The sequence below is a fragment of the Photobacterium profundum genome, from assembly GCF_003026285.1.
GTDB classification, from domain to species: Bacteria; Pseudomonadota; Gammaproteobacteria; order Enterobacterales; family Vibrionaceae; genus Photobacterium; species Photobacterium profundum.
This window is the reverse complement of record NZ_PYOD01000001.1, coordinates 613,407-639,201: the sequence shown is the minus strand read 5'-3', so window position 1 is coordinate 639,201 and position 25,795 is coordinate 613,407. Positions and strand designations below refer to the sequence as shown.

Sequence of the window (25,795 nt, the reverse complement as noted above, 5' to 3'; positions counted from 1 at the left end):
TTTTCATTACCTTTATTTGAATATTAGTTTAGTTGTAGACAAACTTTATTCAAACTTATGGTCGCTTTCATTTATCTCCACTTTTATAGCGTCAACTTACTATGACTTCATCTTAGTTCTATCAATAGATATTATTTTAATTAATTCTTGATCTGAATGACTTTGCGTCTAAGTATTCCCCGCGCTTATTGTTGGTTTTATTTATAACAAATTTAAATCTTGTACATAATTATCAATTTGAGTGCTTTTTGACCTATTTTTAGGTCTTTTTATTTTTTTTGTTAATGTTTTTTTATCTTTTTTTCTTTGCTGTTATTCCGTTTGGTTATTATGATTTATAAAATATTTTTTATTGGTGATGGAATTATTATTCTTTATGAATTCGATTACATAGCGGGTATTGCGGTTTTTTAGTTGGAAATACTGATTAATAACTCATATTCTGTGTTTTTCCACAATGTTGTTTTTTGTGTTAATTGTTTCGAGTGTGTTATTTTTTCGGGGTTTTACCGTGTTGCGGTGTGTATTTGTTATTGCTAAGTTCTCTGCAGCTCAGGAAGAGTTAAATAATTATAAGTTATTACAGGAACGTAGAATGAAAAAGACATTATTAGCAGTCGCAATCCCAACATTACTATTAGCTAATTCAGCTATGGCAGTTGAAATTATTAAGACAGAAGATGGTACCGTTGATTTTTATGGTCAGCTTCGTACGGAAGTTAAAAAGCTTGAAGATAAAGACGTTACATTAAATGCGGGCTCTTCTCGTACTGGTGTTGACGCTCGATATAAATTAACAGACACAACGGATGTGTTTGGTAAAGTTGAATTTGGTTTGAATTATAAAGCAGATGGTTCAGATTATTCTATGAATAACCGTTTGCATTATATTGGTATTGATTCAGAATTTGGTAAAATTTCATTTGGTCGTCAATGGGTAGTATCAGATGATGTTTACGGTGCTGATTACTCATATTTCTTCGGTGGTACTGCGCTTCGTTACAGCACGCTTTCTGGTGCTCGTCATGATTCATTAATTAAATATAATTTTGATGGTGAAGACTTTTGGGTTGCAGCGAACTACGGCCTATCTGAAGATGATAGTAACCAAGAACTAGCAGAACTTTATGTTGGTACAAGTGTTGGTCGCTTTAACTTGCATGCGGGTGGTGGCCAAAACCGCGACAAATCACATAAAATTGGCACCGAAACGGTAACTCCAGAAGCTTCTCTTCCTGAATTTACTCAAGAGAATACAATTACTGCTGATATCGAAAATATCTATTTTGAAGGTACAGTAGAATATACCGTTGGGGCTGCACTTATTGGTTTTACTTATTACAACGCAGAGCTGTCGGATAAAAATTCGAACCTTTCGATTGATGAGAATGGTTACAGTTTAGCGGGTACATATAGCTGGGCTGATAATGCAACAGCATATGCTGGCTATGAATATACAGAACAATCCGCAGATAGCGTTGAAGATCAAGATGGTACATTGGTTTATGTTGGTTCAGATTACAACGTGAATAGCTGGTTCCGTGTTTATGCTGAATATGGTTACGGCGACGGCACAACGCTAGGTTACTCGAATAAAGGTTCTGATTCATTTATTGGTCTGACTGAAGTAGATAGTGAAAGTTCTTTTGCACTAGGTGCACGTGTTTACTGGTAATAAATTAGTACACTGATATATCCCTGTTTTTTTCCCGGCTCTTGTAGCCGGGTTTTTTATAGCTATAACATTCAAGCTTCTTAATTAGATGTTTTATCAGGTGATAAGAAGGGGGCTATGATGATTTGTGAGTATAAAGGAGGTAGAAACTCTAACCTTAACAATAAGGTCACGAGAGGCTTAGAGACGCTATATAAGTATAAAACTAACGGTGTAGCTTAGCGGGAGCGATACATTTCTTTGAAAGTGGTTTGTTGTTCTGCTGTTCAAATTTAGCGAGCTGTAAGTAACAGTTTCTTTCTGCAGCATTTAATTCCATCATTACTGCGTCTATATCAGCCTGCTGTTGTATTAATAATTGTTGGCGGTGTTTTATGGCATTTAACATATCTTGTTGTTGTTTCTTGTTGCTCTTATTTGAATCGTAGAATTCAAAGAGTTCACTAATATCAACAAGGCTAAAACCTAAACGTTTTCCTCGTAAAGTTAGCTTTAAGCGAGCGCGATCTTGCTTTGAATATACGCGAACTTTACCTTTACGTGTAGGGGTAAGTAAACCGTGATCTTCATAAAAACGAATGCTTCTTAGTGTAATACCAAACTCGTCAGCAAGCTGAGAAATTGAGAAAGTATCCTTACTTTCCATCTTCATTACCCTTACTCTCTATCTATCAGCTTATCATTTCACAACGAAGGCCTAATACCAATACTATTTTTCGTAAAACTGGTTGCTAGTTTGAGGGAGAAGCGTGAGAAATAAAATTTATTTTCGAGTAAAAAAATAGCCCCTATATAGGCGCTATTATTATATTGATCTCATAGCGTAATTTAGCTATTAATCACTTTTTTTATTGTACTGAGGACGGTGTGCTGGTGGCACATAACCATGACGAACACGGGTAGGACTAGGACGAGCGAGACAAGCTGCTGGTTTTGCTGATGCCATACTAAACTCACAAATGCTAACAGAACGGAAACGGAAGTATCGACAAGATCAAGCTTGATTACTGAAATCTAATTAATCATCCCGATATGAAGATAGTAGCGCTATTGCGGAGCGATAGGTACAGGAAGTTCATTAAAAAACAGCGTTGTGAAATCTTAATCTATCAGTGCTTTTTTTATACGTTTTTGTTATTAAAATACGTGCTTCAGCCGTGCAAAAAAGGTAGATATTGCGCCTTTATAATTCCCCTTTTCGCTATTAAGAAATACCTGCTTAGGCGCAAACTTAAATTATGTGCCATATTTATTAAGTGTCCTGATAAAAATGTGAATTTTTATCTATCTGGTCTTCTTTAACAGCGGAGAGTTATATGAAACACAGACGTGTAGGCAGCAAAAAGATTAAGCAGATGATGGATGATTTAGGCATTACAGATAATGCAAAATTAGATGATGATCAACAGCTTTTATTAGAGCAAAGACAGCAATCTGTGAGTGACGATAAGCAAATTACCCAGTTTGATAGCGAAAACAAGTAAATTTCCTTATTTTCAATTGTTAACCGGTTTTGAATTAGCGCCTTAAAAAGGGCGCTTTTTTTATGCCTTAAGATCATGTTTTTACTTTTATGTTATTGACTCTTTTCTCTTATGTTATTTGCATGAGCATATTATGCTGATTAGTTATTCGTTTTGGTGCTTTTATTATTCAAAGTAGTGCTTTTATTAGCGTTTTTGGCGGATTTTCCTCTACGGAGTGGTTTTTTTAATAGATCTATCTAATCGTTTGTTTTTGTCTGGTCATTTGTTCTGCATAAAGCACCAATATTAAGAATATTCTCACTTTTTGTAATGGTTTTGTGGCAAATTGCTTCAATGCCTGTTAATGTTTTGACCAATTCTTCGGTTTGCTATGCATTGTTTAGGACTAACGGTGTATGGGTTGCAAATTATTATGCCAGCTGAAGAAAGTCATGGATGCTAAGAATTATGTATTGGAGTTATGCATGTATAAGAACAAAATCACTCAAGCACTACTGATCAGTGCGGGCCTAACGGTTGCTGCAACTTCTTTTTCTACAATTGCAGCTGAAGTACCTGAAGGCGTAAAACTTTCTGCAACACAAGAACTTGTTCGTGGTAACGGCACTGAAGTTGCTTCTCTTGATCCCCATAAAACGGAAGGCGTTCCAGAGTCGCATGTTATCCGTGACCTACTTGAAGGTTTGGTTAACCAAGATGCAGACGGTAATACTATTCCTGGTGTCGCTGAAAGTTGGGAAACGACAGATAATAAAACCTTTATTTTCCACCTGCGTAAAGATGCTAAGTGGTCAAATGGCGATCCAGTAACAGCAGAAGATTTTGTATACAGCTTTAAGCGCGCAGCTGATCCAGTAACGGCATCACCTTACTCATGGTATATCGAAATGACGACCATGAAGAATGCTGCTGAGATCATCGCGGGTAAAGCTGATAAAGAAACGTTGGGTGTAACCGCTGTTGATGCGAATACGCTAAAAATAGAGCTTAACGAAGCGGTTCCTTATTTTGTGAAAATGATGGGCCACACAACAGTGAAGCCTGTTAACAAAAAAGTGGTTGAAAAGTTTGGTAACGATTGGACTAAACCAGAAAACTTCGTAGGTAATGGCGCATATGTTTTAGACAAATGGGTTGTTAACGAACGCATCGTATTAAAGCGCAATACTCAATACTGGGATGATAAGAAAACGGTTATTAACCAAGTAACTTATTTGCCTATTGAAAACCAAGTTTCAGAAATGAATCGCTTCTTAGCTGGCGAGATCGATATTACTAATGAACTACCGAATGAACACTTCCGTCGCTTACAAAAAGAGCACGCTGAAGACGTTTCTATTACTGGTAACCTTTGTTCGTACTACTACGGTTTTAATAACGATAAAGCACCATTCAATGATGTTCGTGTTCGTAAAGCGCTTTCTTACGCAATCGATCGTGACATTATTACTAAAGCGTTATTAGGCCAAGGCCAAAAGCCTGGTTACTTCTTAACACCAGAAATCACAGCTAACTTTAACCCTGTTACGCCTCAGTACGGTAAATTAAACCAGAAAGAGCGTAATGCAGAGGCGAAAGCACTGCTTGCTGAAGCTGGTTTTGATAGCAGTAACCCATTAGAATTTACTTTGCTTTATAACACATCAGAAAACCATAAGAAGCTAGCCGTTGCTATCGCCTCTATGTGGAAGAAGAGCCTAGGTGTAACAGCTAAGCTTGAAAACCAGGAGTGGAAAACATACTTGGATAACCGCCGTCAGGGTAACTTTGACGTAACACGTGCGGGTTGGTGTGGTGATTACAACGAAGCATCAAGCTTCTTGTCACTAATGCAAAGTAACAACAGTTCTAACGATCCAAAATATAACAGCAAAGCTTATGATGGCATCATGGCTAAAGCATTGAGTTCAACGTCTGATGTTGAACGTGAGAAGCTTTACGCTGAAGCTGAAAAGCAACTTGCTGAAGATATGCCTATTGCACCTATCTACCAATACGTTAAGGCGCGTCTTGTAAGCACTAAAGTTGGTGGTTACGCGTCAAACAACGCAGAAGATAAATTGTTCACTAAAGACATGTACATCATTGCTGACAAATAAACAGCAAGATATATAACGCTATTAACGCTGCACCCGGAATTTTGGGTGTAGCGCTCTTTCTGTCACAGCTATAAAAAATTAAACGGTAGAGTTTATGATTAAATTCATCGCAAAACGGATTTTTGAAGCCATCCCTACGTTATTGGTACTTATTACTATTTCGTTTTTCCTGATGCGCTTTGCACCAGGCAACCCTTTTTCAAGCGAGCGTCCATTACCACCAGAAGTAATGGCTAACATTGAAGCTAAATACGGGCTAGATAAACCAGTTTCAGAACAGTACATCACCTACCTTGGTAATATTCTTCAAGGTGATTTCGGTCCTTCATTTAAATATAAAGATTTCACGGTAAATGAACTGGTTGTTAAAGCATTACCAGTATCAGCAAAGATTGGTTTCTTTGCATTTATCTTTGCTTTGGTGATGGGGGTAACCGTCGGAACCATTGCAGCGTTGAAGCATAATACTTGGATTGATTACACTATCATGTCGACAGCCATGGCCGGGGTTGTAATGCCCTCGTTTATTTTGGCTCCCATTCTTATCTATATATTCTCAATCAATCTTGGTTGGTTGCCTGCGGGTGGCTGGCAAGATGGTTCAATGAAGTTCTTATTATTACCTATGTTTGGTATGTCACTGCTATACGTTGCTACATTCGCGCGTATTACACGTGCCAGCATGATTGAAACATTGAACAGTAACTTTATTCGTACCGCACGTGCGAAAGGCTTAAGCTACCCGTATATCATTATCAAGCATGCGCTAAAGCCTGCTTTACTGCCTGTTGTTTCTTATATGGGACCTGCATTCGTCGGTATTATCACTGGCTCTGTGGTTATTGAGACGATCTTTGGTCTGCCAGGAATCGGTAAACTCTTTGTAAACGCAGCCTTCAACCGTGATTACTCGCTGGTTTTAGGTATTACAATTCTTATTGGTACGCTAACAATTATCTTCAATGCTGTTGTTGATATCTTACTTGCGTATATCGATCCGAAAATTCGTTACTAGGGGCCAGACAGATGATGCTAACTAAAAAAGAAAATGTAGAAGCTGTCGAAGCGTTTTCAGAAAAACTGGAAATCGAAGGTCGCAGTTTATGGCAAGATGCTCGAACACGTTTTAAACGTAATAAAGCGGCAATGGTGAGTTTAGCAATATTAACGCTAATAACACTAGCAGTAATTTTTGGTCCAATGCTAAGTCATTATGCCTATGATGATACTGACTGGTATTCATTACACGCAGCACCAAGCTATGGTGTTGAAGGTCACTTCTTTGGTACTGATAGCTTAGGTCGAGACTTGTTTACTCGTACACTTATTGGTGGGCGTATCTCACTAATGGTTGGTGTGTTAGGGGCGCTAGTTGCTGTTGTTATCGGTACACTTTACGGTGCCACATCTGGTTTCATCGGTGGTCGTACTGACCGTGTAATGATGCGTATTCTTGAGATTCTTTATTCGATCCCATTCATGTTTTTTGTGATTGTATTGGTAACGTTTTTCGGTCGAAATATCATGCTGATCTTTGTTGCGATTGGTGCGATTTCCTGGCTTGATATGGCACGTATTGTACGTGGGCAAACCTTGTCACTTCGCAGTAAAGAGTTTATTGAAGCTGCGCATGTATCGGGTGTGAGCCGTTGGAGAATTATTACACGCCACATCGTGCCTAACGTACTGGGTATTGTTGCTGTGTATTCAACACTGCTTGTGCCATCTATGATCTTGACTGAATCTTTCCTTAGCTTCCTAGGCTTAGGCGTTCAAGAACCAATGACGAGTTGGGGTGCACTACTTCAAGAAGGTTCACAAACAATGGAAGTTGCTTTGTGGCAGTTGATGTACCCTGCGGCATTTATGGTGGTAACCCTGTTCTGCTTTAACTATGTGGGTGACGGTTTACGTGACGCACTAGATCCAAAAGACAGATAAGAATCAGTGATACTTAACTCAGTGCTGTTAATGGTGACATTCTCACGCAATGGGCTGAGTTAGGTATACAAGTATAAGGAAGTAATGATGAGCTTATTAGATGTCAAAGATCTACGCGTAGAATTTACAACACAAGACGGTATTGTCACCGCGGTAAATGATCTTAATTTTTCGCTTAATCTAGGTGAAACCCTAGGCATTGTTGGTGAGTCGGGTTCAGGCAAAAGCCAAACCGTATTTGCCATTATGGGGCTATTGGCTAAAAACGGTATTATTAGCGGTAGTGCTAAATTTGAAGGTAATGAAATTCTCAATTTGCCAGAGAAAGAACTGAATAAAGTTCGAGCTGAGCAAATTGCGATGATTTTCCAAGATCCAATGACGTCATTGAACCCTTATATGAAAGTAAGCGATCAGCTTATGGAAGTATTAATGCTGCACAAAGGCATGGGTAAGAAAGAGGCGTTTGAAGAAAGTGTACGCATGTTAGACGCGGTTAAAATTCCAGAAGCTCGTCAGCGTATTACTATGTACCCTCACGAATTTTCGGGTGGTATGCGTCAACGTGTCATGATTGCTATGGCGTTGTTATGTCGTCCTAAGCTGTTGATTGCCGATGAACCAACCACCGCGTTAGACGTAACCGTTCAAGCACAGATCATGGAAATGCTGAATGATCTGAAAAAAGACTTTAATACGTCGATCATTATGATCACTCACGATCTAGGTGTCGTGGCTGGTAGCTGTGACAAAGTACTGGTGATGTATGCGGGTCGTACAATGGAATATGGCAAAATCAATGAGATTTTCTATAAGCCAGCGCATCCATATACCGAAGGTTTACTACGTGCAATTCCACGTTTAGATACCGAAGGAGAAGAATTACCGACAATTCCTGGTAATCCACCAAACTTATTGCGTTTGCCTGTTGGTTGTCCTTATCAAGAGCGTTGTCACCGTGTATCGAGCCGTTGTAAACAAGAAGCGCCAGATTTGAAAGCGTTTTCTGACGGTCGTTTACGTGCTTGTTTTTCTGACTTGGGGACGTGGTAATGAATGCACAAAAAAATCTATTGTTAGATATTAAAGATTTAAAAGTTCACTTTAATATTGCCGCTAAATCAGGATGGCCTTGGACCAAACCATTGAAACTGAAAGCTGTCGATGGGGTTGATATCCGTTTATATGAAGGTGAAACACTCGGTGTTGTTGGTGAATCTGGTTGTGGTAAATCAACATTTGCACGTGCCGTTATTGGTTTAGTTGAAGCTACTGATGGGAATGTTGTTTGGCTTGGTCAAGATTTAACAAAATTAAACCATTCGAATATGCGTGAAAAACGTAAAGAAATTCAAATGATTTTCCAAGATCCATTGGCTTCATTGAACCCTCGCATGACTGTTGGCGAAATTATTGCGGAACCATTAAAAGCGTTCTATCCAGATTTACACGATGATGACGTGAAAGAGCAAGTTAAAGTTATGATGACCAAAGTGGGTCTATTGCCTAACGTGATCAACCGTTATCCTCATGAGTTTTCTGGTGGACAGTGCCAGCGTATTGGTATTGCGCGTGCATTGGTATTAAAGCCAAAGATGATTATCTGTGATGAACCGGTTTCAGCTCTTGATGTATCAATTCAAGCACAAGTTGTGAACTTACTAAAAGAGCTGCAAAAAGAAATGGGCTTAAGCTTAATCTTTATTGCGCATGATTTGTCGGTAGTGAAACATATTTCTGACCGTGTCTTGGTGATGTATTTAGGCAATGCGGTTGAAATGGGTGAAAGTGATGCACTATTTGCTAACCCACAACATCCATATACCAAAGCATTAATGTCTGCTGTACCTATTCCAGATCCTGAGTTGGAAAAAAATAAAGTAATTCAATTGTTAGAAGGTGAGCTTCCTTCTCCTATTAATCCGCCATCAGGTTGTGTATTCCGCACGCGTTGCCCAATAGCCTCTGATGAGTGTGCTCAAACAAAGCCAGGCTTGCAAGGCGGTGATGTTCATGCCGTATCTTGTTTAAAAGCTTACTAGTTCAAGCCTGTGACAGGCTTTAGGCGCGGTGTCAAAACCGCGCTTTTTTTATGTCAAAAAAATGTCGTATCTCGTTAATATATAAATGTTTAATTAATATTTTATCGTATTGATAATTAAATAAATAACCGTTACATTTTGGTATCAAATACAAACAAGGATTGTTTATATGCGTTCACTTTCTGTGCAATGGAAAATCACGCTGATGGCAGGAGTAGGGATACTACTTACAGTAATCGTATTAACTGGGCTGTCATTTTATTTCTCAAGTCAAAACCAGCAACTTGTTAGTGAGCAAACGTTCACATCCTTGCGTAATCAATCTGAATCGCTCGTAAAAATACAATCGGAACGTCAGGCTATATATGTTCAACAGTATATGGATGAAGCCACTTATAGAGCTGAAATGTTGGCACAAAGCGTTTTATTTTTAAAGTTTAATGCTGAAGAAAATTATACAAATAGTGCAGAACTTCGAGGTTCAATTAATGAATTATTGCGTCGTTCGGTCAATAACTTCCCCAATATCTATAGTGCATTCGTGGTATTTGAACCCAATGCGTTAGACGGTGAAGACAGTAATTATCATGATGCTAATTATGTTGGTGCCAATAGTATGGGGCGATTTGCACCCTACTGGTCAAAGTCATTAAACCAGCAAGCCGTTCAACGTGTATTCACTGAAGAGAAAATTGTTAATACCAGCTTGAATACAGCAGGGCGTGCAGCGAATGATATCTTCTCATGCAGTGCACTTTCTCAAAATACTTGTGTGATGGACCCTACTTTTTCAAGTGAAGAATCTGGACGGCATCTAATCAGTTCAATAACCACCCCTTTGATTGTGGATGGTAAATCTATCGGTATTATGGGAATCGATATTAAATTGAATACCCTTCAGTCCGTTATTAATGAAGTCGATAACAATCTATTTAATGGTGTCGGTAAAGTTAGTCTATTAAGTAACGACGGTACGGTTGTTGCGTGGGACCAAGATGCAAATCGATTAGGTGATAGGTATACACCGCAAGATGGATTGCCCGAAATGTTATCTTCTTGGTTAAGCCAGGGAGATGATTTTATTGGTTGGAGTGATAACCAACAAACGTTATTAGCGTATACACCTGTAATGCTGGGTAACACCACATGGGGTATTACAGTTCAACTTCCTGCTGAGCAAGTATTAGAAGAAGCAATAGCATTAGACAGCGCGATTCAAGCCCAGCGTTCTGTATCATCAAATATTCAAATTATCGCGAGTGTACTGATCGGTGGTTTTGGCATCTTAGTAGTGCTATTTGCAGCATCACGGTTAGTCGCGCCGATTAAACAAGTTATCGAAAGCCTAAAAGAAATAGCATGTGGCGAAGGCGATTTAACGCAACGTATCGCCGTTACTCAACAAGACGAAGTTGGAGAGTTAGCAACTTGGTTCAATCGATTCCTTGATAAGCTGCAAGATACAATTGGTCAGGTTGTTGTGACGGTAGAAGAAGTGAGTAAAACAGCAGGTGAAGCCGCTTATGTTGCCAGCAATACTCGTGATGGTAGTGAATCACAATTTAAAGAAGTTGACATGGTTGCAACGGCATCAGAAGAAATGACCCAAACATCAGCTCAAGTCGTCAGCCACACTGAAACAGCTGTCGACGCTGCAAAAAAAGCAGCTAGTGCAGCGCAAGAAGGGCAGCAGGTTATACAGTTATCAGCAGGCTTAATGGCAAGTCTTGTTAACCGCATGGACAGTGCGGTACCTATTGCTAAAGAGCTAGAAAGCAATAGTGAGAATATCAATGAGATATTAAAGGTGATTGAAGGTATTTCTGAGCAAACGAATTTATTAGCATTAAATGCCGCGATAGAAGCTGCGCGTGCAGGAGAGCAAGGGCGAGGCTTTGCCGTTGTAGCTGATGAAGTGCGTTTGCTCGCCAGCAGAACAAAAGATTCTGTTGGACAAATTCATACCGTAATTGACGATTTGCAACAAGGTACGCGCAGTGTTGTTGGTGCAATTGATGAAGGAAACCAACTAGCAGGTGATACGGCAGAGCAGGTGAGTAAAGCGGTTGATAGTTTAAGCCAAATTACGGAATCCGTTGGTGCGATTCAAGCCATGAATGAACAAATAATGCGGGCTGCAGAAGAGCAGCAAGCTGTTTCTGGTGAAGTGAATCGTAATGTATCTAATATTCGCGAGCTGAGTGAGGGTATCTTAATGCATGCCGAAAGCTCTGCAGATATAGGGCAGTGTTTGACGGAGATCTCAGAACGCCAGAAAGCGCTCGCGAGTCAATTTAAAGTGTAGGTATTGTTGTTGGTATCTTTTCTGTTTTCACCAAAACGTCAGCCTAGCTGACGTTTTTTATTGCTCAATGCGTTGCTTCTAAGCACAGAGGTGAAGTGTAACTGGGATAATTAGAGCGAGAGGATAGAATCAAAGTTGCAAATAAAGAACACCAAACATTTTGTTTGGTGCAAAATTAAATAATTACTGCTTCTTATTCAACGGGATACCAATAACCCATATTGATAAGTTGTGTCAGCATTGCTAAAAATGCGGGGTGATCAAGCTGTTTCCCAAGTAAAGGTAAACTGACTTGTTCTTCATCACATAGGCATTTAGCAGCTTCTGAACATTCTTCTGGTAGTTCGAATTTTTCACCATTGATGTAAAGAACATTAGGTTGTTCTGGGTGGTAAAAAGCCCGTAAACCACCTAAACGTTTGAACTCTTCACCATCTTCTAAAAACTGATAGGTTTCATTTTTTTGCCAAGGCGGCTCTGATGAAATGATATCAAGTTCATGACGGCTGTGGCTTAGATGTTCCCCCATCCATTGTTTCATTAAATTAGGGTGATCCAATAAGCTTCGCATCATTGCTTCAAGATCATTACATTCCGCTTCTAAAATTGCTCCGCAATTTTTACGCGCAGGAATTGAAGGGTTGTGGTAATGCACATCCCCAATATCGTTAGAAATAACGAAATCAGCAAAGCTACTTAATAATTCTTGTTTCTTAGGTGAGCGAAAGCCAACAGAAAAGCTCATGGATGTTTCTATTGCGTAACCGTCGTGTGGAAACCCTGGGGGGATATATAAAATATCACCAGGTTCCATTACTTCGTCAATGATTGGCTCAAAGCCTTTGATTTGACGAAGTTCCGGATGGCGGAATTCTTCTTCATAATCATCTTTTTTAGGACCAACTCGCCAATGACGCTTACCTGAACCTTGGGTAATGAATACATCATATTGATCAATGTGTGGGCCAACACCACCACCCGGCGTTGAATAGCTGATCATTAAATCATCAAGTAACCAGTTTGGTAATTGACGAAATGGTGTAACTAAGCGAGCAGCACCTTCATGCCAATGATTCGCAGCTTGAACTATGAATGACCAGTGATCTTCAGGTGTATTGTCAAAAGATAAAGGACCATGACGAACGTCCCACTCTTCGCCGTTTCTTGCGATATAACGGGAATCGACGTCTTCTTCCATCGCCAATCCTGCAAGTTCATCAGGGCTGATTGGGTCGACGAAATCTTTAAAACCACCTTTTATGACAACAGGCTTTTTCTGCCAAAACTCGGCAAGAAATTCTTCAAACGAGAAGGTTAATTGGTACATGTTCAAACTATTAATTATTGAGCTTAGTGCCGATTATAGCGCAAAGCGCATCATGCTAGATAAAAAATCATTGAAGGATGGGTGTTTTTTAAGCCTTATTCCTGGTGGAAGAGAACAGTGCTTATTGGTTTTTTTTGATTTGTTTTTGTGTCGAAACTGAATGTTTATAGCTGAATTTATTTTGAAGGTAGAGTTATTTGGATCTGAATTTTCCTGATTTTCAGTTTAACCTTATGTTTTTTATTTGTTTTTTTGATGTTGGTATTATTGCCCAGATATAGGGGGCAATGTTCGATACTTTTATTTTTGAGGCTTAAGCTGCTAAACCATAGTGATCGAGCAATTAGGAAAGCATGATAGGGTAAAAAGTAAATTTATTATTTAGAAAATGAGTGAAGATAAAATACCGAAGTGATTTTTTCCGAGCTTTTATTATTTAACGCCAAATTATTGACTTGTTAGGCTTTGACCAAATTTGACGATCTTAATGCCTGATATGAAGCGTAGGCATGTGTTCGTTAAAACAAAATATAACGAAGCAAGGTCAGCAGCAAGTCTATGAATAACGGTTTAGCTCAAATCAGGTTTATCCCCCTGTGTATTTTTCTTTTGTCTGTCATTTTTTCAGGTCATGTTTTTGCTGCCAGCAGTAATGTGGCTATTTCGCTCTCAAGTACTAGTGCAAAATATGATAATGACGATAATATTGATTATAAGTTAGTTGTCACTAATTCAGCGAGACGCGGCGTAGAAAGCATTGAAGTTAAAAGTGATTTACTTGCTGTTTTAGCAGACATTGATAGTGGGGGAAAAGGCAAAGCCTTCTCTGCAGTGTCAATTTCAGCTAATGCCTCTTCTGCTAAATCTTCCGTTGGTGATTTTTCTACCTCGGGTAATCTATATGCTCAAAATGTGACGTTAGCAGCTGGTGATACGATTACCTACCACCTTACAGCAAGGGTTGCTGATGACGTTGTTGGTCGTATTGATGTGAGCGGCTCTTTTATTACTGCCGCCCCTCATGAGACGATTGAGTCTAATGTTGTTTCTGTTAAGCGTGTTCAATACGATTTTTCAGTCAGTAAAGCTGTAACCGAAGGGGATTTTGCACCAGGCGAAGTGATTACTTATCAAGTCCATATTGATAATAACGGCGCATCGCTTATCAAAGGTATGACAGTAGCTGATGCCGTTATGGCTATTGAAGCAACCTCGATTGACGGTCTCTCTGTTCCTGCTTTTTCTTCTACTTCAATTACTGCTTCAAAATCCGGCTCGTTGTCAAATGTCGGTAGTTTTAATTCATCTGGTAATTTAAGTGCAACGAATGTAAGTATTGATACCGGTGGATGGGTTGAATACCAAATTAAGGCAACCGTTGCGCTTGATATTGTTTCTTCTATTGATAATACGGCAGAAGCGACAGCCCACTCAGTAACTAACCCTTCAAACGCTATTGTTATAAATCCTGCCAAACCTAACCTTTCTATTACGAAAACTGTTGATAAGAAAAATGATTATCAGGTAGGTGATGAGCTGACGTATACCATTACCGCATCAAATTCAGGTCGCGGCATTGCGTACCAATATCAAGTTAAAGATGCGGTTAGTGATATTTCATCGTTGTTAGCTAATGATGCATCAGCTAAGCATGATCACACAGATGTGGGTGCTAACCCATTTCAGAGCTGGACGGTAAAAGTGGCGTCGATAGGGGCCAACAGTCAATCTGCATTAAAGCTAGCGGGTGAAGTCTCGGATGTCGATTTGGATGATATGGTCTCTATTGCACCAAATGAATCGATTAAATACACCATTAAAGCGGTTACAAAGTCGGTATCGATCTCTCCTATAGATAATACAGCCCAAGTCAATGATAGTACGAGTGCTCAAGTCGCCATTTCTGATGTTGCCACTTCGACTAATCTAGATGTATTAGATACCGCATTAGCAAGTAAAAAGACCACGGCAACCCAATATTCTCCCGGCCAGTGGGTGCCTTATGACATCACGGTTGAAAATAGTGACAGCACTAAATTTGCGAACAATGTCACCATGGTGGATAACCTCACAACCTGTGTGCAAACAGAACAAGCAGATGGTTCTACATCAGATGCATTTTCTGGCTGGAAAGTGAAGAGTGTTGAAGAAATTGGTGAGGGTACTGATGCGGGTTTGGTCGCGAATAAAACTAGCCAGCAAAGTGGTGATTTTGAATTTGTGGCTGACTTAGCGCCCAATGGCAAGGTGGTTTACCACATTGAAGCATTAGTGAATGAAAATAGCGTGGGCCATATTCATGATGCCCCTGGATGTGATGCTATTGATGAGGGGGGATCAGGACTTGAAATGCCAAAAGGCAAGATTCAAGTAAAGAAAACAGTTGATAAAACCCAATTTATTCCCGGTGATAACCTTACCTACACCATCACTATTGAAAACCCAGCACAAGGGTATGTGATTAATGTTCCTGTTGATGACGCTATTTCGGATGTAATGGCGAGTAGCGTTGATGGTGTCAATATTAAGGCGTTTGATAGCTGGACGGTAACTGCCTCTGCGACGAATAATTCGGGCGCGGCAACCAATCCGACTAAGCCTGACTTGGATAGCTCCATTCGTGATAACGCTAATATTAATACCCATGCCACTATTTATCCTGGTGATATAGTCACATATACCGTTACAGCTAAAACGAATGTGAAAGTAAACGGTGAAATCCGCAACAAAGTGACGGCTGGTGATAGAGGTAATTCAGAAGTCGGTTCTACACCGTATATCCATGATATTTCCATCAGCAAAAATGTTGATCTCGGTACGTACAGTGATTCTGAAAATACCTTTACCTACACGATTGAAGTCAAGAATGGCGACTATGCAGGTTTTGCTAAAGGCGTGCATGTTGTTGATGATATTGAAGGCATTCGTGCTGATCTTTTAGAATTTGGCCCTGCCGAAAATCCGTTTGAATCATGGGAGATTACGGCGGTTGCTGAAGGTGATGAAGCTGATTCTGGTATGAGTGGTTTGGTTAAGGATAAGAACCTTGATGTTAAAGCTGATATTCCAGCCCGCGGGAAAATTACTTATACCGTGGTTGCTCACTTAAAAGATCGTACACAAGATCATATAATTTGGGGCACATTTTCAAATTCAGCCAATGCCAAATTAGAGGCTGATGATGTGACTGATGATGCTGTCACTCATCCTAAAATGCCTAACCTACGTGTTACCAAAGTTGTAAATCAGCCTTATTACGTTGTAGGTGAAGAGGTCACTTACACCATTGTGATTGAAAATATTGGTGATGGTTATGCAAATGACACTACTGTGTTTGATGATATCGCCTCGCTGGGTTTATTTGATGAGTGGAAAATAGATTATAAAAAAACAGGCTTAGGTACGCGTGTTGATCAAGAATTCAAGTCAGTCAAAACCACTGACAATATTGATACACAGGTCGATATTGCCCCTCATTCTAAAATTACCTTTGAGGTAACTGGCACTGTCATTAATAGTCTTCTCGATCGCGGAAAAATCACCAATACAGTGAAAGTATATGACAATCAAAACAATCGTGAGTTTGATGAGTCAGCGGATATCGACGAACCAGAGAAAGATATCAGTGTCAGTATTGATAAGTATTCAGAGCAGGTTTACTACCACCCAGGTCAGGAACATGTATATGTGGTGTCGGTAACTAATCATTCTGATAAAGAAATGAATGATGTATCCGTTGTTGATGGTTTATCGACTATGGGGGTAAAAACTGCGAATGATAAAGACGCTCATTATCCTGATTCTAATGAAGACACAGCGTTTGAAAGCTGGGGAGTAGAGCGAACGATAGGATCAACTAGCGAACAAATCATACCGCCGGGTAGTACAACTGATTTAAATGATCACATAGCGCTACAGCCGGGAGCTGAAGCGGTTTATCGTATAACCACTATTGTGAAAGACAATGTCATTGAAGATACCCTCGAAAACATTGCGTATCTGAATGTTGTTTCGATAGATCGCAATGGCAAAAAGCAAACGTATAAAGCGTTTGCAAAAGTGCAAAACCATCGTGCGGAATCAGGTGGGGCAGTGATTCGTAAAGTATCCCCCGCGATGTATAAGCCCGGTGATAAAGTCACGTATACCATTACTGCATCATCGGCGTTAGGCTATTTTAACAACGTTGCTATTCAAGATGAGATCAGCAAATTACGCGTTACGTTATTAAACGGCGGTGAAGGTAACCCTTTTGCCACCGACGATGATCCTACCCACCCACAGTTTACTGTTGATGTTGCGATAGAAGATGCAAATCCTAAAGATGGCGGCTCGACAGATGGAGCATTGGATGGTGTTGTAAAAGACAATACCGATTTAGATACTATTATTGACGTTGCGCCAAACGATAAGGTGGTTTACACCATTACTGGTACAGTACGTGATGATGCCATTGGTGAGATCAATAATGATGGCTTAATTGTGAAGCCCTATGCAGCACAGATTGAATATAAGAAAGAAACAGTTGAAGCGAACTATGCACCGGGCAAAACACTAGAGTATTTACTGACCGTCGAGAATACGGGCAAGGCGCATGCACAGGATGTGAATATTGAAGATGCTATTTCATCTGTGGAAGTGACAGATGTTAATAGCAACCTAATTAAAGCATTCACTGAATGGACCATAAAACCAGTATATTCTGGTGATTTCAAACCGTTCGCTTCACCAGGAAGTTATAGCGACAATCACGATCTTAAGACAACGGCAGATATCCCGCTCGGGGGTAAATTCGTTTATCACGTAACAGCGACAGTTGCAGAAACGGCTGCTGGTGACATTCTGAATGTCCTAAATGTTAATGATAATACGACCAGTGTGACGACTCGCCCTGAAACCCGCCAGTACGATGTCAGCAAAGAGATTGTTGCGTATTACGATACCGATGGCGCTAAGCTGCCAAACAACAATGGATACATGCCGGGTGGCAGCGTTGAATACCGTATTCATATCCAAAATAACAGTAGCAGTAATATTGCTGATATTCCGGTGAAAGATGCCATAGAAAGTATTGAAACAGATTATTTTGATAATACGACAGGTCAAGCTTTTACTCACTGGCAGATAACAACAGAAACAGATTCTGGCAGTGTGTCTAATGCTGGCTCAACCAGCGATGACCATGATATCGATACTCTTGCCGATCTTGGTCACGACGGGTTTGTCGATTACATTATCAAAGCTCAAATCAGTGATAAAGCGGTGGGCGACTTTAGCAATACCGTTGATGTTTATGGGTTAGAAAAGATCTCTCCTGTTTCAACAATGCTGCCAGCGAATGTGACTCTAAAAAAAGCAGTGTTTGACTCAGCAGGCAAGACTATTTCTCAATATCTACCAAGCCAAGATGTTGTGTATAAGATCCGCCTTGAAAATACCAAGCAGGGTACTATCTACAATCAACACCTCTCCGATATTCTGTCGTCAATCACCACCGATATTGCTGAACTGTCTGGTAGTGGCAAAGAGAACCCAACGGCTAATCCGTTTATGTTATGGAGTGTATCTATTGATCAATCAAGTGGTATTACTAATGTAGACGGTTTTACGGGGGGGAATAATGTTGATATTGATACCGATATCGATATTGCACCACTTGGTTACATTGAATTTACGGTGAAAGCCGCTATTCGCGATACAGCGTTGGGCCAAATTACCAATACTGCTCACTTGAAAGCATCGAAAGGGTTATCACGAGATAATCGTAGCTTATCTGCAACGGCGGTGTTAGACCCGCAGCCTAAGCAAGTAGAACATCATAAAACGATTGTATCAGTAGGTGGGGTGACATATTCAAAGGACACCCATTATTTACCGGGTGATGAAGTTGAATACCAAATAACAGTGGATAACCAATCTGACGGTTGGGCGAATAACATCACCATGAAAGATGAAATAAGCAAAATCATGGTTGAACTTGCTGGTGATAAGACAGAAACCGCGTTCTCTTCTTGGGTCGTTACCCATGTAATTAGCCGAGGTTCCGATCTCGAGAAAGATACCTATTTACCTAATTATTCACCAACAGATAACTTGGATATTGAAGCTGATATTGCACCAAAAGAAGGGATCACTTTCACCATAAAAGCCCAAATAAAAGACAATGCGTTAGGCACTATTGATGCGAATACTGCGATTATCGATAGCCAAAACAATACCACCAACCCCATCTTACCGACGCTACCAGATTTAGATTCTGACAAGCTTGTACTTGATACATCGGCTGATCAGGGCGATGCGTATTATGCACCCAAAGGGTTGGTTCATTACAGTGTATGGGTAACGAATAATGGGAAAGGTTTTGCGAATGATGTGCATATTGAAGATCAAATAGACCAAATCAAAACCACTGATGGTCAAGTAGCCTTTTCTAGGTACTCTGTTGAATTGACATCAACATTAGACAAATCAGTGATTACCGGTGGAACCTATTCCGGCGAACACCCACTGAATGCAACTATTGATTTAGCACCTAATGAGACGGCTGAATTTATGGTAACGGGTTTGGTTTCTGGCAATGCGACTGGAACAATTACCAACACGTTATTGGTTAACGGTGTTGATACCGCACATGTCGATTTGCTGCCGGGTGATGCCAAAATTATTGCTGCTAAAACTACGGATACGCCAAATTATATTCCTGGGGGGAAGGTTAACTTCCAAATAGCTATAGCCAATGCTTCAGATTCGATTGCTATTATTCAGCTGAAAGATGAGCTGAGTAAAATTGAGGTTGAAGCTGCTGACGGTACCGTAAAACCCGCTTTAAAAAATTGGACGATCACTACCCGAGTGGACGGTGATACCGCTGATACTGATTTATCTGCAATCGGTACAACGGGCGACATCGATGCTGAAATTAGAATCGCATCGGCTATTCCTGGAAGCACATCGATTACGCGAGCTTTTATTAATATAGAGGCGACAGTGATTGATGATGCGATCGGTGAATTTACGAATACAGCTTACCTTGATGGCACAGCATACAAGCTCCTTCAGGGTATGATTAAACCGCTTCCCGGAAAAATAACCCTGACGAAAGTGACCTCGCGCGGATCTGAACCCAATCCCCCTGCCTATGTACCGGGTGAAACCATTGGCTTTGATATCAGCATCAAAAATAGCGGTGAAGGTTATGCGGTTGATACGAAAGTGCAAGACATGCTCGACACACTGAAATCAGAAATTGCTGGTGGCGGGGAAGATCACGTTTTTGTGCAATGGGATGCTGTCGATATTACGACCACGTCATCATTAACATCAGCGGTTGCTGGCCAGTTTAGCAATAACACCAGTGGCTATACTGATGCATTCAATATCCACCCAAATGAGGTTGTTAACATCCACTTAGAAGGAAAAGTGAATGATCAAATTTTAGGTGATATTACCAATGTGGCACAAGCAAGCTATGAAGGTGCATTAGAGCGAGATGATGCAACATACGTTTATTCAGCGCCTGCCCATTTGTTAAGTAAGCAAGTTGATAAGGCGACTTATAATGTTGGCGATGAAGTTACCTACCATGTCTTAGTGGCTAACCAAGGTGGTGCTTGGCTGAATGATTATGAGATAGATGATGATCTTGCCAGTATTCAAGCCGATATTGCAGGCGGTGGTCTTGGGACGGCATTTGTCGTAGATTCGTTGACTGTCATCCATGATGGCGATCCAAGCTTTGTTACGTTTGATGATTCGAACAACGTCTTACATGCCGCATTAGATGTTCCACCGAATACAACGGTAGACTTCACTTTAAAAGCAACACTTAACGATAATGTATTAGGTGATGTTCAAAATACAGTAACAGATTCAATGGGCGAGACTGCATCGGTAGTCATTAAGCCAGAAGTGCCAACCGTTACGATTAATAAGACTGCTGATATTGCTGAGTTTGTACCGGGTCAAATGGTGACTTATAACGTTGTGGTTCACAATGAAACAGCAAGCTGGGCAAATGATGTCAGTATTGTTGATGCGGTTAAAGATATTGAAACAGAAGTTGCTGGTGGTACGGGCGTTGCGCCAAAACTAGGGGCGGCATTTGATCCCGCAACGATCACTGCGACATTTGTGGCAACGGGTAGCTATGTCGTTCCTAGTGCAGGTCAAACGTCAGCATTAGCAGATATTGCACCTAACAGTGATGTAACGTTTACGATCAAAGCAACGGTTGCAGAAGATGTCATTGGCGATATCACCAATATTGCAACGGCGAACGATCTGCCTGCTGATGTCACTATTACGCCACAGGCATCTTCGCTAGAAATTCATAAAGCGGTTGATACAGATACGTTTATTCCGGGGCAGACTGTTAATTATACCGTTACAGTCACCAATACCGGTGATACATGGCTGAACGATGTTGTAATAAAAGATCCAATTAGTGCAATTACAGCTGAAATAGCGGGCAGTTCGTCTACATCGAATATTGGACCAGCCTTTAGTTCATCATCGTTATCTGTTAAGCAAAGTGAGAGTTACGTATCGGCTAATCCTGATGGTTCTATTTCAGCCATCGCAGATATTAAGCCGGGCGATACCATTACGTTTACGATTGCAGCGATTGTGTCTGACAATGTTATTGGTGAAATTTCGAACACCGCGACAGCCGATGATATTCCTTCAGAAACCGTTATTATCCAGCCTGCACCTTTTGATATCGAGGTAACTAAAACAGCAGATACAAAAGAGTTTGTACCAGGTCAATTGATTACTTATACCGTGACGGTGTATAACCCGACGAATAGCTGGGCTAACGATGTTGCGATTAGTGATGAGGTCTCAAAAATTGAAGCTGAAATAGCACATGACTCAACGGCAGGCAGCGTAATAACGGGACCAGCATTTGATGCCGCGACTATCACTGTCGATATTACGAAAGGGACGAGCTTTGTTGATGGTACTGGTGAGAATGCCACCGCTGATATAGCACCAAATAGCAATGTGGTATTCACAATCAAAGCGAATGTGGCTTCAAATGTAGTCGGTGAGATCAGTAATATTGCGAATGCCAACGATAAATCGGCAGAAGTCGTTATTACCCCAAAAACAGCCATTTTCACCATCATAAAAAGTGTCGATGAGCCCACATTTATTCCGAGTCAAGTCATGACCTATAGCTTAGTTGTTGAGAATACGACGGATGCTTGGGCGAATGATGTGAAAATTACTGATGATATAGCAGCGATTAATGTAGAAGTTGCAGGGGGGAAGACAGGGCCTGCATTTGATATCAGTTCCTTAAAAGTGATTTCAGGTGTAGTCGACGGCGAGGGGTTTGTCTTTGCCAATCCTGATGGTAGCGTATCGGCAATGGCAGACATTGGTCCTGCAAGTAAAGCTACCGTTACTTTTGAAGCAACAGTAGCAGCCGATGTTGTCGGCGATATCCCCAATACCGCGTTCGCCAATGATATTGCCTCTGAAGAGGTGGTCATTACTCCTAAAGAATCAACGCTTGAAATCACGAAAAAAGTTGATGCTGCTGAATATGTACCAGGGCAGGAACTAACGTATACGGTCACGGTTAGCAATATCTCTGGCAGCTGGGCAAATGACATTGCAATAAGGGACGAAGTATCAAAGATCCAGGCAGAAATTGCAGGGGGATCAGCATCTGTGCCTGCAATAGGCAATGCCTTTGATGTCAGTTCGATTATTTTTGAAGATCCAGTCGTCATCAACAGTATTGTGGCAAAAACCACTGACGAAACGGTGAAGGCAGATATTGCGCCGAATGAATCAATCATCTTTGTGATTAAAGCCAAGGTTGCAGATAACGTTATTGGCGACATTACCAATAACGCGTCAGCCAGCGGGCAAGATGCAAGTGTAGTAACGCCTGCTGCAAAGTCAGAAGTTGAAATTACCAAGACCTCAGAAAGTAAAACTTATACCGATGGTGGCAAGGTTGTTTACCACATTGATGTACATAACAAATCGCAATCTTTTGCCAATAATATTGCGCTAACCGATGAGATATCCAACATAGTTGTTGATACTAATTTGGGCATGTCTGAACCTGCATTTACCGACTGGAAAGTCGAGTACGAAGTGGGTGATAGTAAAACTGTCGTGATGGCAAATACCCGCAAGATTTATCATCCTGCCAACAATAGTGATATTGATGCGGTGATGGATATTGCGCCAGAAGATACGGTGACCTTCACTGTAACGGCGAAAGTTCAAGACCATGCGATTAGCACCATCACAAATACAGCGGTTATCACCGATGCTGACGGTGCTTCTCAAGAAGATGATGCAGTTGTCGAGCCTGCACCGACCTCAACGCGTGTGAGTAAAGTCAGTGTTGAAGAAAAATATACACCTAATCAGCCACTAAGCTTCGTACTGACGATTGCAAATACCTCGTCAAATTACATTGACGATATGATTGTCGTCGATGATATGTCTACGGTTCAAGTGAAGTACATTGACGGTACGACTGGACCAGCTTTCATTCCGGGTACTATCAGCTTTACGCCGAAAGTTGTACCAGCAGGCTCATTAACTGTTAAAGGTTCCGAGACCAGCTATAAAGTCGATATCGCACCTAAATCTACCGTTACGTTTGATGTAACAGGCACAGTCAATGAGCATGCAACCAGTGATATTCAAAACATTGCCCAGCTTAATGGGAATGATGTGAAAAGTAACTGGGTGCCGACGGTAGCTGCAAAAGTGAAAGGCACATTAACAGCAGTTGAAGAGGAGTACGTGCCAGGCAACACCATCGAATACCACTTAACATTGGCGAATGACAGTGATGGCATTGCTAAAAACGTGTATTTGCTTACGCAGTTTAATAAGGCATCGGGTACCTATATTGATGGCCATGAGGACAATGCGTTTGATAGTTGGACCATTAAAGCCGTAACCGAAGGCGTTGATACCACGTCAGGAACGTTTACCGATGATAGTGATATAGCAACATCAATCAATATCGCGCCTCATGGTAAAGTTGAATACACCATCGTAGCCATCGTTAATCAAGACATGTTAACGCCTATTGATTTACGTACTTTCTTTTTAGATTCGACCATCAATATACCGGGTACGGGGGCAGCTAGGCAGCTCGCCAAACAGATTGAGGTGGGTACGTCAGGCAAATTAGAAGTTTTACAAATACCGCCAGTGGGTTCGCAGCTGAGTGTGGTGAAAACGGTAGAGAAGGCTTCTTATACCGATGATGACAAAACGGTACAGTATCAATTGTCGGTTAATAATACCGGTGGGGGCAATGCACCCAACGTAACATTGTTTGACGATATTGCGGGTCTTCAAAATACTAAAGGTATTGATGTATTTACAGATTGGGTGATCACTGGTCGTGAATTTGAAGAAGGGCGCTTAATTGATCACTTTACGATTAAAGGTGACCAAAACAATAAGAATAACCTCGATGTGATCAAAAATATGAAGTCGAATGGTCGCAACAATATAGAGATGATGATTGTTGCAACGATCAATAAGCATTTGGATGACGACATTACCAATGTCTTCAAAGCCACGGAAGAAAATGGCAAGGTTACTCAAGATGAGGCAACCACGCATATTAAAAAGATCCCCGATAATACGGGAGAGTTAGAGCTTACTAAGCGCGCGACAAAGACTGACGCGCAAGTGGGTGATGTTGTTGAGTATGAGATCATTGTCGATAATAACAATGAATCTTACTTTAACAATGTTGTTGTCGATGACCGATTCCCTGCTGGTTTTCAATATGTGTCAGATTCTACCGAGATGGTGCTAAGCGGTGCTGATGGTGAATTTGAAACTTCTGATGATGTGGTTGTGTCAGCAGAACCTACGCTATCAGGCAGTTTGCAATTCCCTCAAGTGGATTTTGACCCTTACGAAAAATTACGTATTCGCTACTTGATGCGGGTAAGTATAGGGGTGACGTTTGGCAAGTATGTTAATACCGCGGTAGCGAAAGTTAATAATAGCAATGTATCGAACACCGGTTCGGCAACGGTGGAAATTGAAGCGGATAAACTATTCGATACCGCATCGATAATCGGTAAGGTGTTTGAAGATCTCAATGGCGATGGATTCCAAGCCGATGCAACGGCTGATGATATTGAGCTAACTACAACGGTTAAACCACAAGACTATATTGCGGGTTCAACCACCCTCGAGGTTAATGGTCACACTGTGGTGGTTGATGACGAAAATACGGTGCCAGCAATAAACGGTATTCATATTGATGAGTTATATGGTCAATCTAAAAACCGCACGTTGAAGCAGTCAAATAAGGCATATATCCAATTCAAGACACGTACAATGACGCCATTTTTACTGGTGATAGAAACGGATAATGGCACAACGATAACATTTGATGCGCAAGGTAAAATTCAACGCCACCTAGAAGGTGATGTAAAAGAAGAGTTATCTGCTGAAGAGCTGAATGTGACCCGTAATCTTTATAAAGCACCCGATGGTTATTTATGGGAAATCGTCATCGAAAATTTAGGTGTCTATGAAGATGGCATTCCTGGTGCGCGCTTGATTACGACAGAAGGCATCAAGATCGAAACCGATGAATACGGTCGCTACCACGTTCCCGACCAATGGGTTACAGATAAGAAAGGGCGTAACTTCCTGGTGAAGTTAGATTCTGACTCGTTGCCAACGGGGATGAAGGTGATCAGTGAGAACCCTAAAGCAAAACGTATTACCCCCCATGCGTTAGCGAAATTTAACTTTAGCGTTCAAGCCAAAACCAGTGCAGGTAATAGCCAAAAGAAGAAGCCGATAAGTTCCTAATAAAGAGTAATTACAAAGGAAAAGGGCTGATGAAAATTCATCAGCCCTAGGTTTTTTCGTTTTGGTTTTCTGTAACAGCATTTTTAAAAGG

The 25,795-nt window shown here is 40.8% G+C and carries 11 protein-coding genes; 9 read left to right on the top strand and 2 right to left on the bottom strand.

The annotated features are described in order from the left end of the window. Positions 1-595: 595 nt before the first annotated feature. Positions 596-1,675, top strand: a complete 1,080-nt coding sequence (locus C9J48_RS02740; RefSeq protein WP_006231196.1) for a porin — start codon at positions 596-598, stop codon at positions 1,673-1,675. Positions 1,676-1,880: 205 nt separating this feature from the next. On the opposite strand, the gene C9J48_RS02735 is transcribed toward C9J48_RS02740, so the two are convergent. Continuing rightward, positions 1,881-2,321, bottom strand: coding sequence for a MerR family transcriptional regulator (locus C9J48_RS02735; RefSeq protein WP_006231197.1), 441 nt, complete (start codon positions 2,319-2,321; stop codon positions 1,881-1,883). Between the two features lie 670 nt (positions 2,322-2,991). On the opposite strand from C9J48_RS02735, the gene C9J48_RS02725 reads away from it, so the two are divergent. The 7 genes from C9J48_RS02725 to C9J48_RS02695 all read left to right on the top strand — a co-directional run bounded on the left by C9J48_RS02725 (position 2,992) and on the right by C9J48_RS02695 (position 11,549). Continuing rightward, positions 2,992-3,159 carry a hypothetical protein gene (locus C9J48_RS02725; protein WP_006231200.1) on the top strand — a complete coding sequence of 56 codons (168 nt, stop codon included), beginning with the start codon at positions 2,992-2,994 and terminating at the stop codon, positions 3,157-3,159. Positions 3,160-3,626: 467 nt separating this feature from the next. Continuing rightward, on the top strand, positions 3,627-5,261 hold the full coding sequence (locus C9J48_RS02720; RefSeq protein ID WP_036803320.1) for an ABC transporter substrate-binding protein: 1,635 nt from the start codon (positions 3,627-3,629) through the stop codon (positions 5,259-5,261). A 94-nt stretch (positions 5,262-5,355) separates the two neighbouring features. Then, on the top strand, positions 5,356-6,276 hold the full coding sequence (gene oppB, locus C9J48_RS02715; protein WP_006231264.1) for an oligopeptide ABC transporter permease OppB: 921 nt from the start codon (positions 5,356-5,358) through the stop codon (positions 6,274-6,276). Between the two features lie 14 nt (positions 6,277-6,290). Then, a complete protein-coding gene (gene oppC / locus C9J48_RS02710) occupies positions 6,291-7,202 on the top strand; it encodes an oligopeptide ABC transporter permease OppC (protein ID WP_036803504.1) in 912 nt (303 codons plus the stop codon). Positions 7,203-7,289: 87 nt separating this feature from the next. Continuing rightward, the gene (locus tag C9J48_RS02705; protein WP_006231262.1) at positions 7,290-8,255 is read left to right on the top strand and encodes an ABC transporter ATP-binding protein; all 966 of its coding nucleotides are present in this window, start codon (positions 7,290-7,292) and stop codon (positions 8,253-8,255) included. Beyond that, positions 8,255-9,244, top strand: coding sequence for a murein tripeptide/oligopeptide ABC transporter ATP binding protein OppF (gene oppF / locus C9J48_RS02700; protein WP_006231261.1), 990 nt, complete (start codon positions 8,255-8,257; stop codon positions 9,242-9,244). Before C9J48_RS02705 ends, oppF begins: the two co-directional genes overlap by 1 nt. 169 nt (positions 9,245-9,413) lie before the next feature. Beyond that, positions 9,414-11,549: a methyl-accepting chemotaxis protein gene (locus C9J48_RS02695; RefSeq protein ID WP_006231260.1), complete on the top strand. Its 2,136-nt coding sequence runs from the start codon at positions 9,414-9,416 to the stop codon at positions 11,547-11,549. A gap of 193 nt (positions 11,550-11,742) precedes the next feature. Here C9J48_RS02695 and C9J48_RS02690 read toward each other — a convergent pair whose 3' ends face one another. Beyond that, a complete protein-coding gene (locus C9J48_RS02690) occupies positions 11,743-12,876 on the bottom strand; it encodes a ribosomal protein uL16 3-hydroxylase (protein WP_006231259.1) in 1,134 nt (377 codons plus the stop codon). 558 nt (positions 12,877-13,434) lie between these two features. Between C9J48_RS02690 and C9J48_RS02685 the strand changes: the two genes are divergently transcribed. Next, entirely contained in the window at positions 13,435-25,704 is a 12,270-nt protein-coding gene (locus C9J48_RS02685) for a CLIPPER-2 domain-containing protein (protein ID WP_006231257.1), read from the top strand. Positions 25,705-25,795 lie beyond the last annotated feature (91 nt).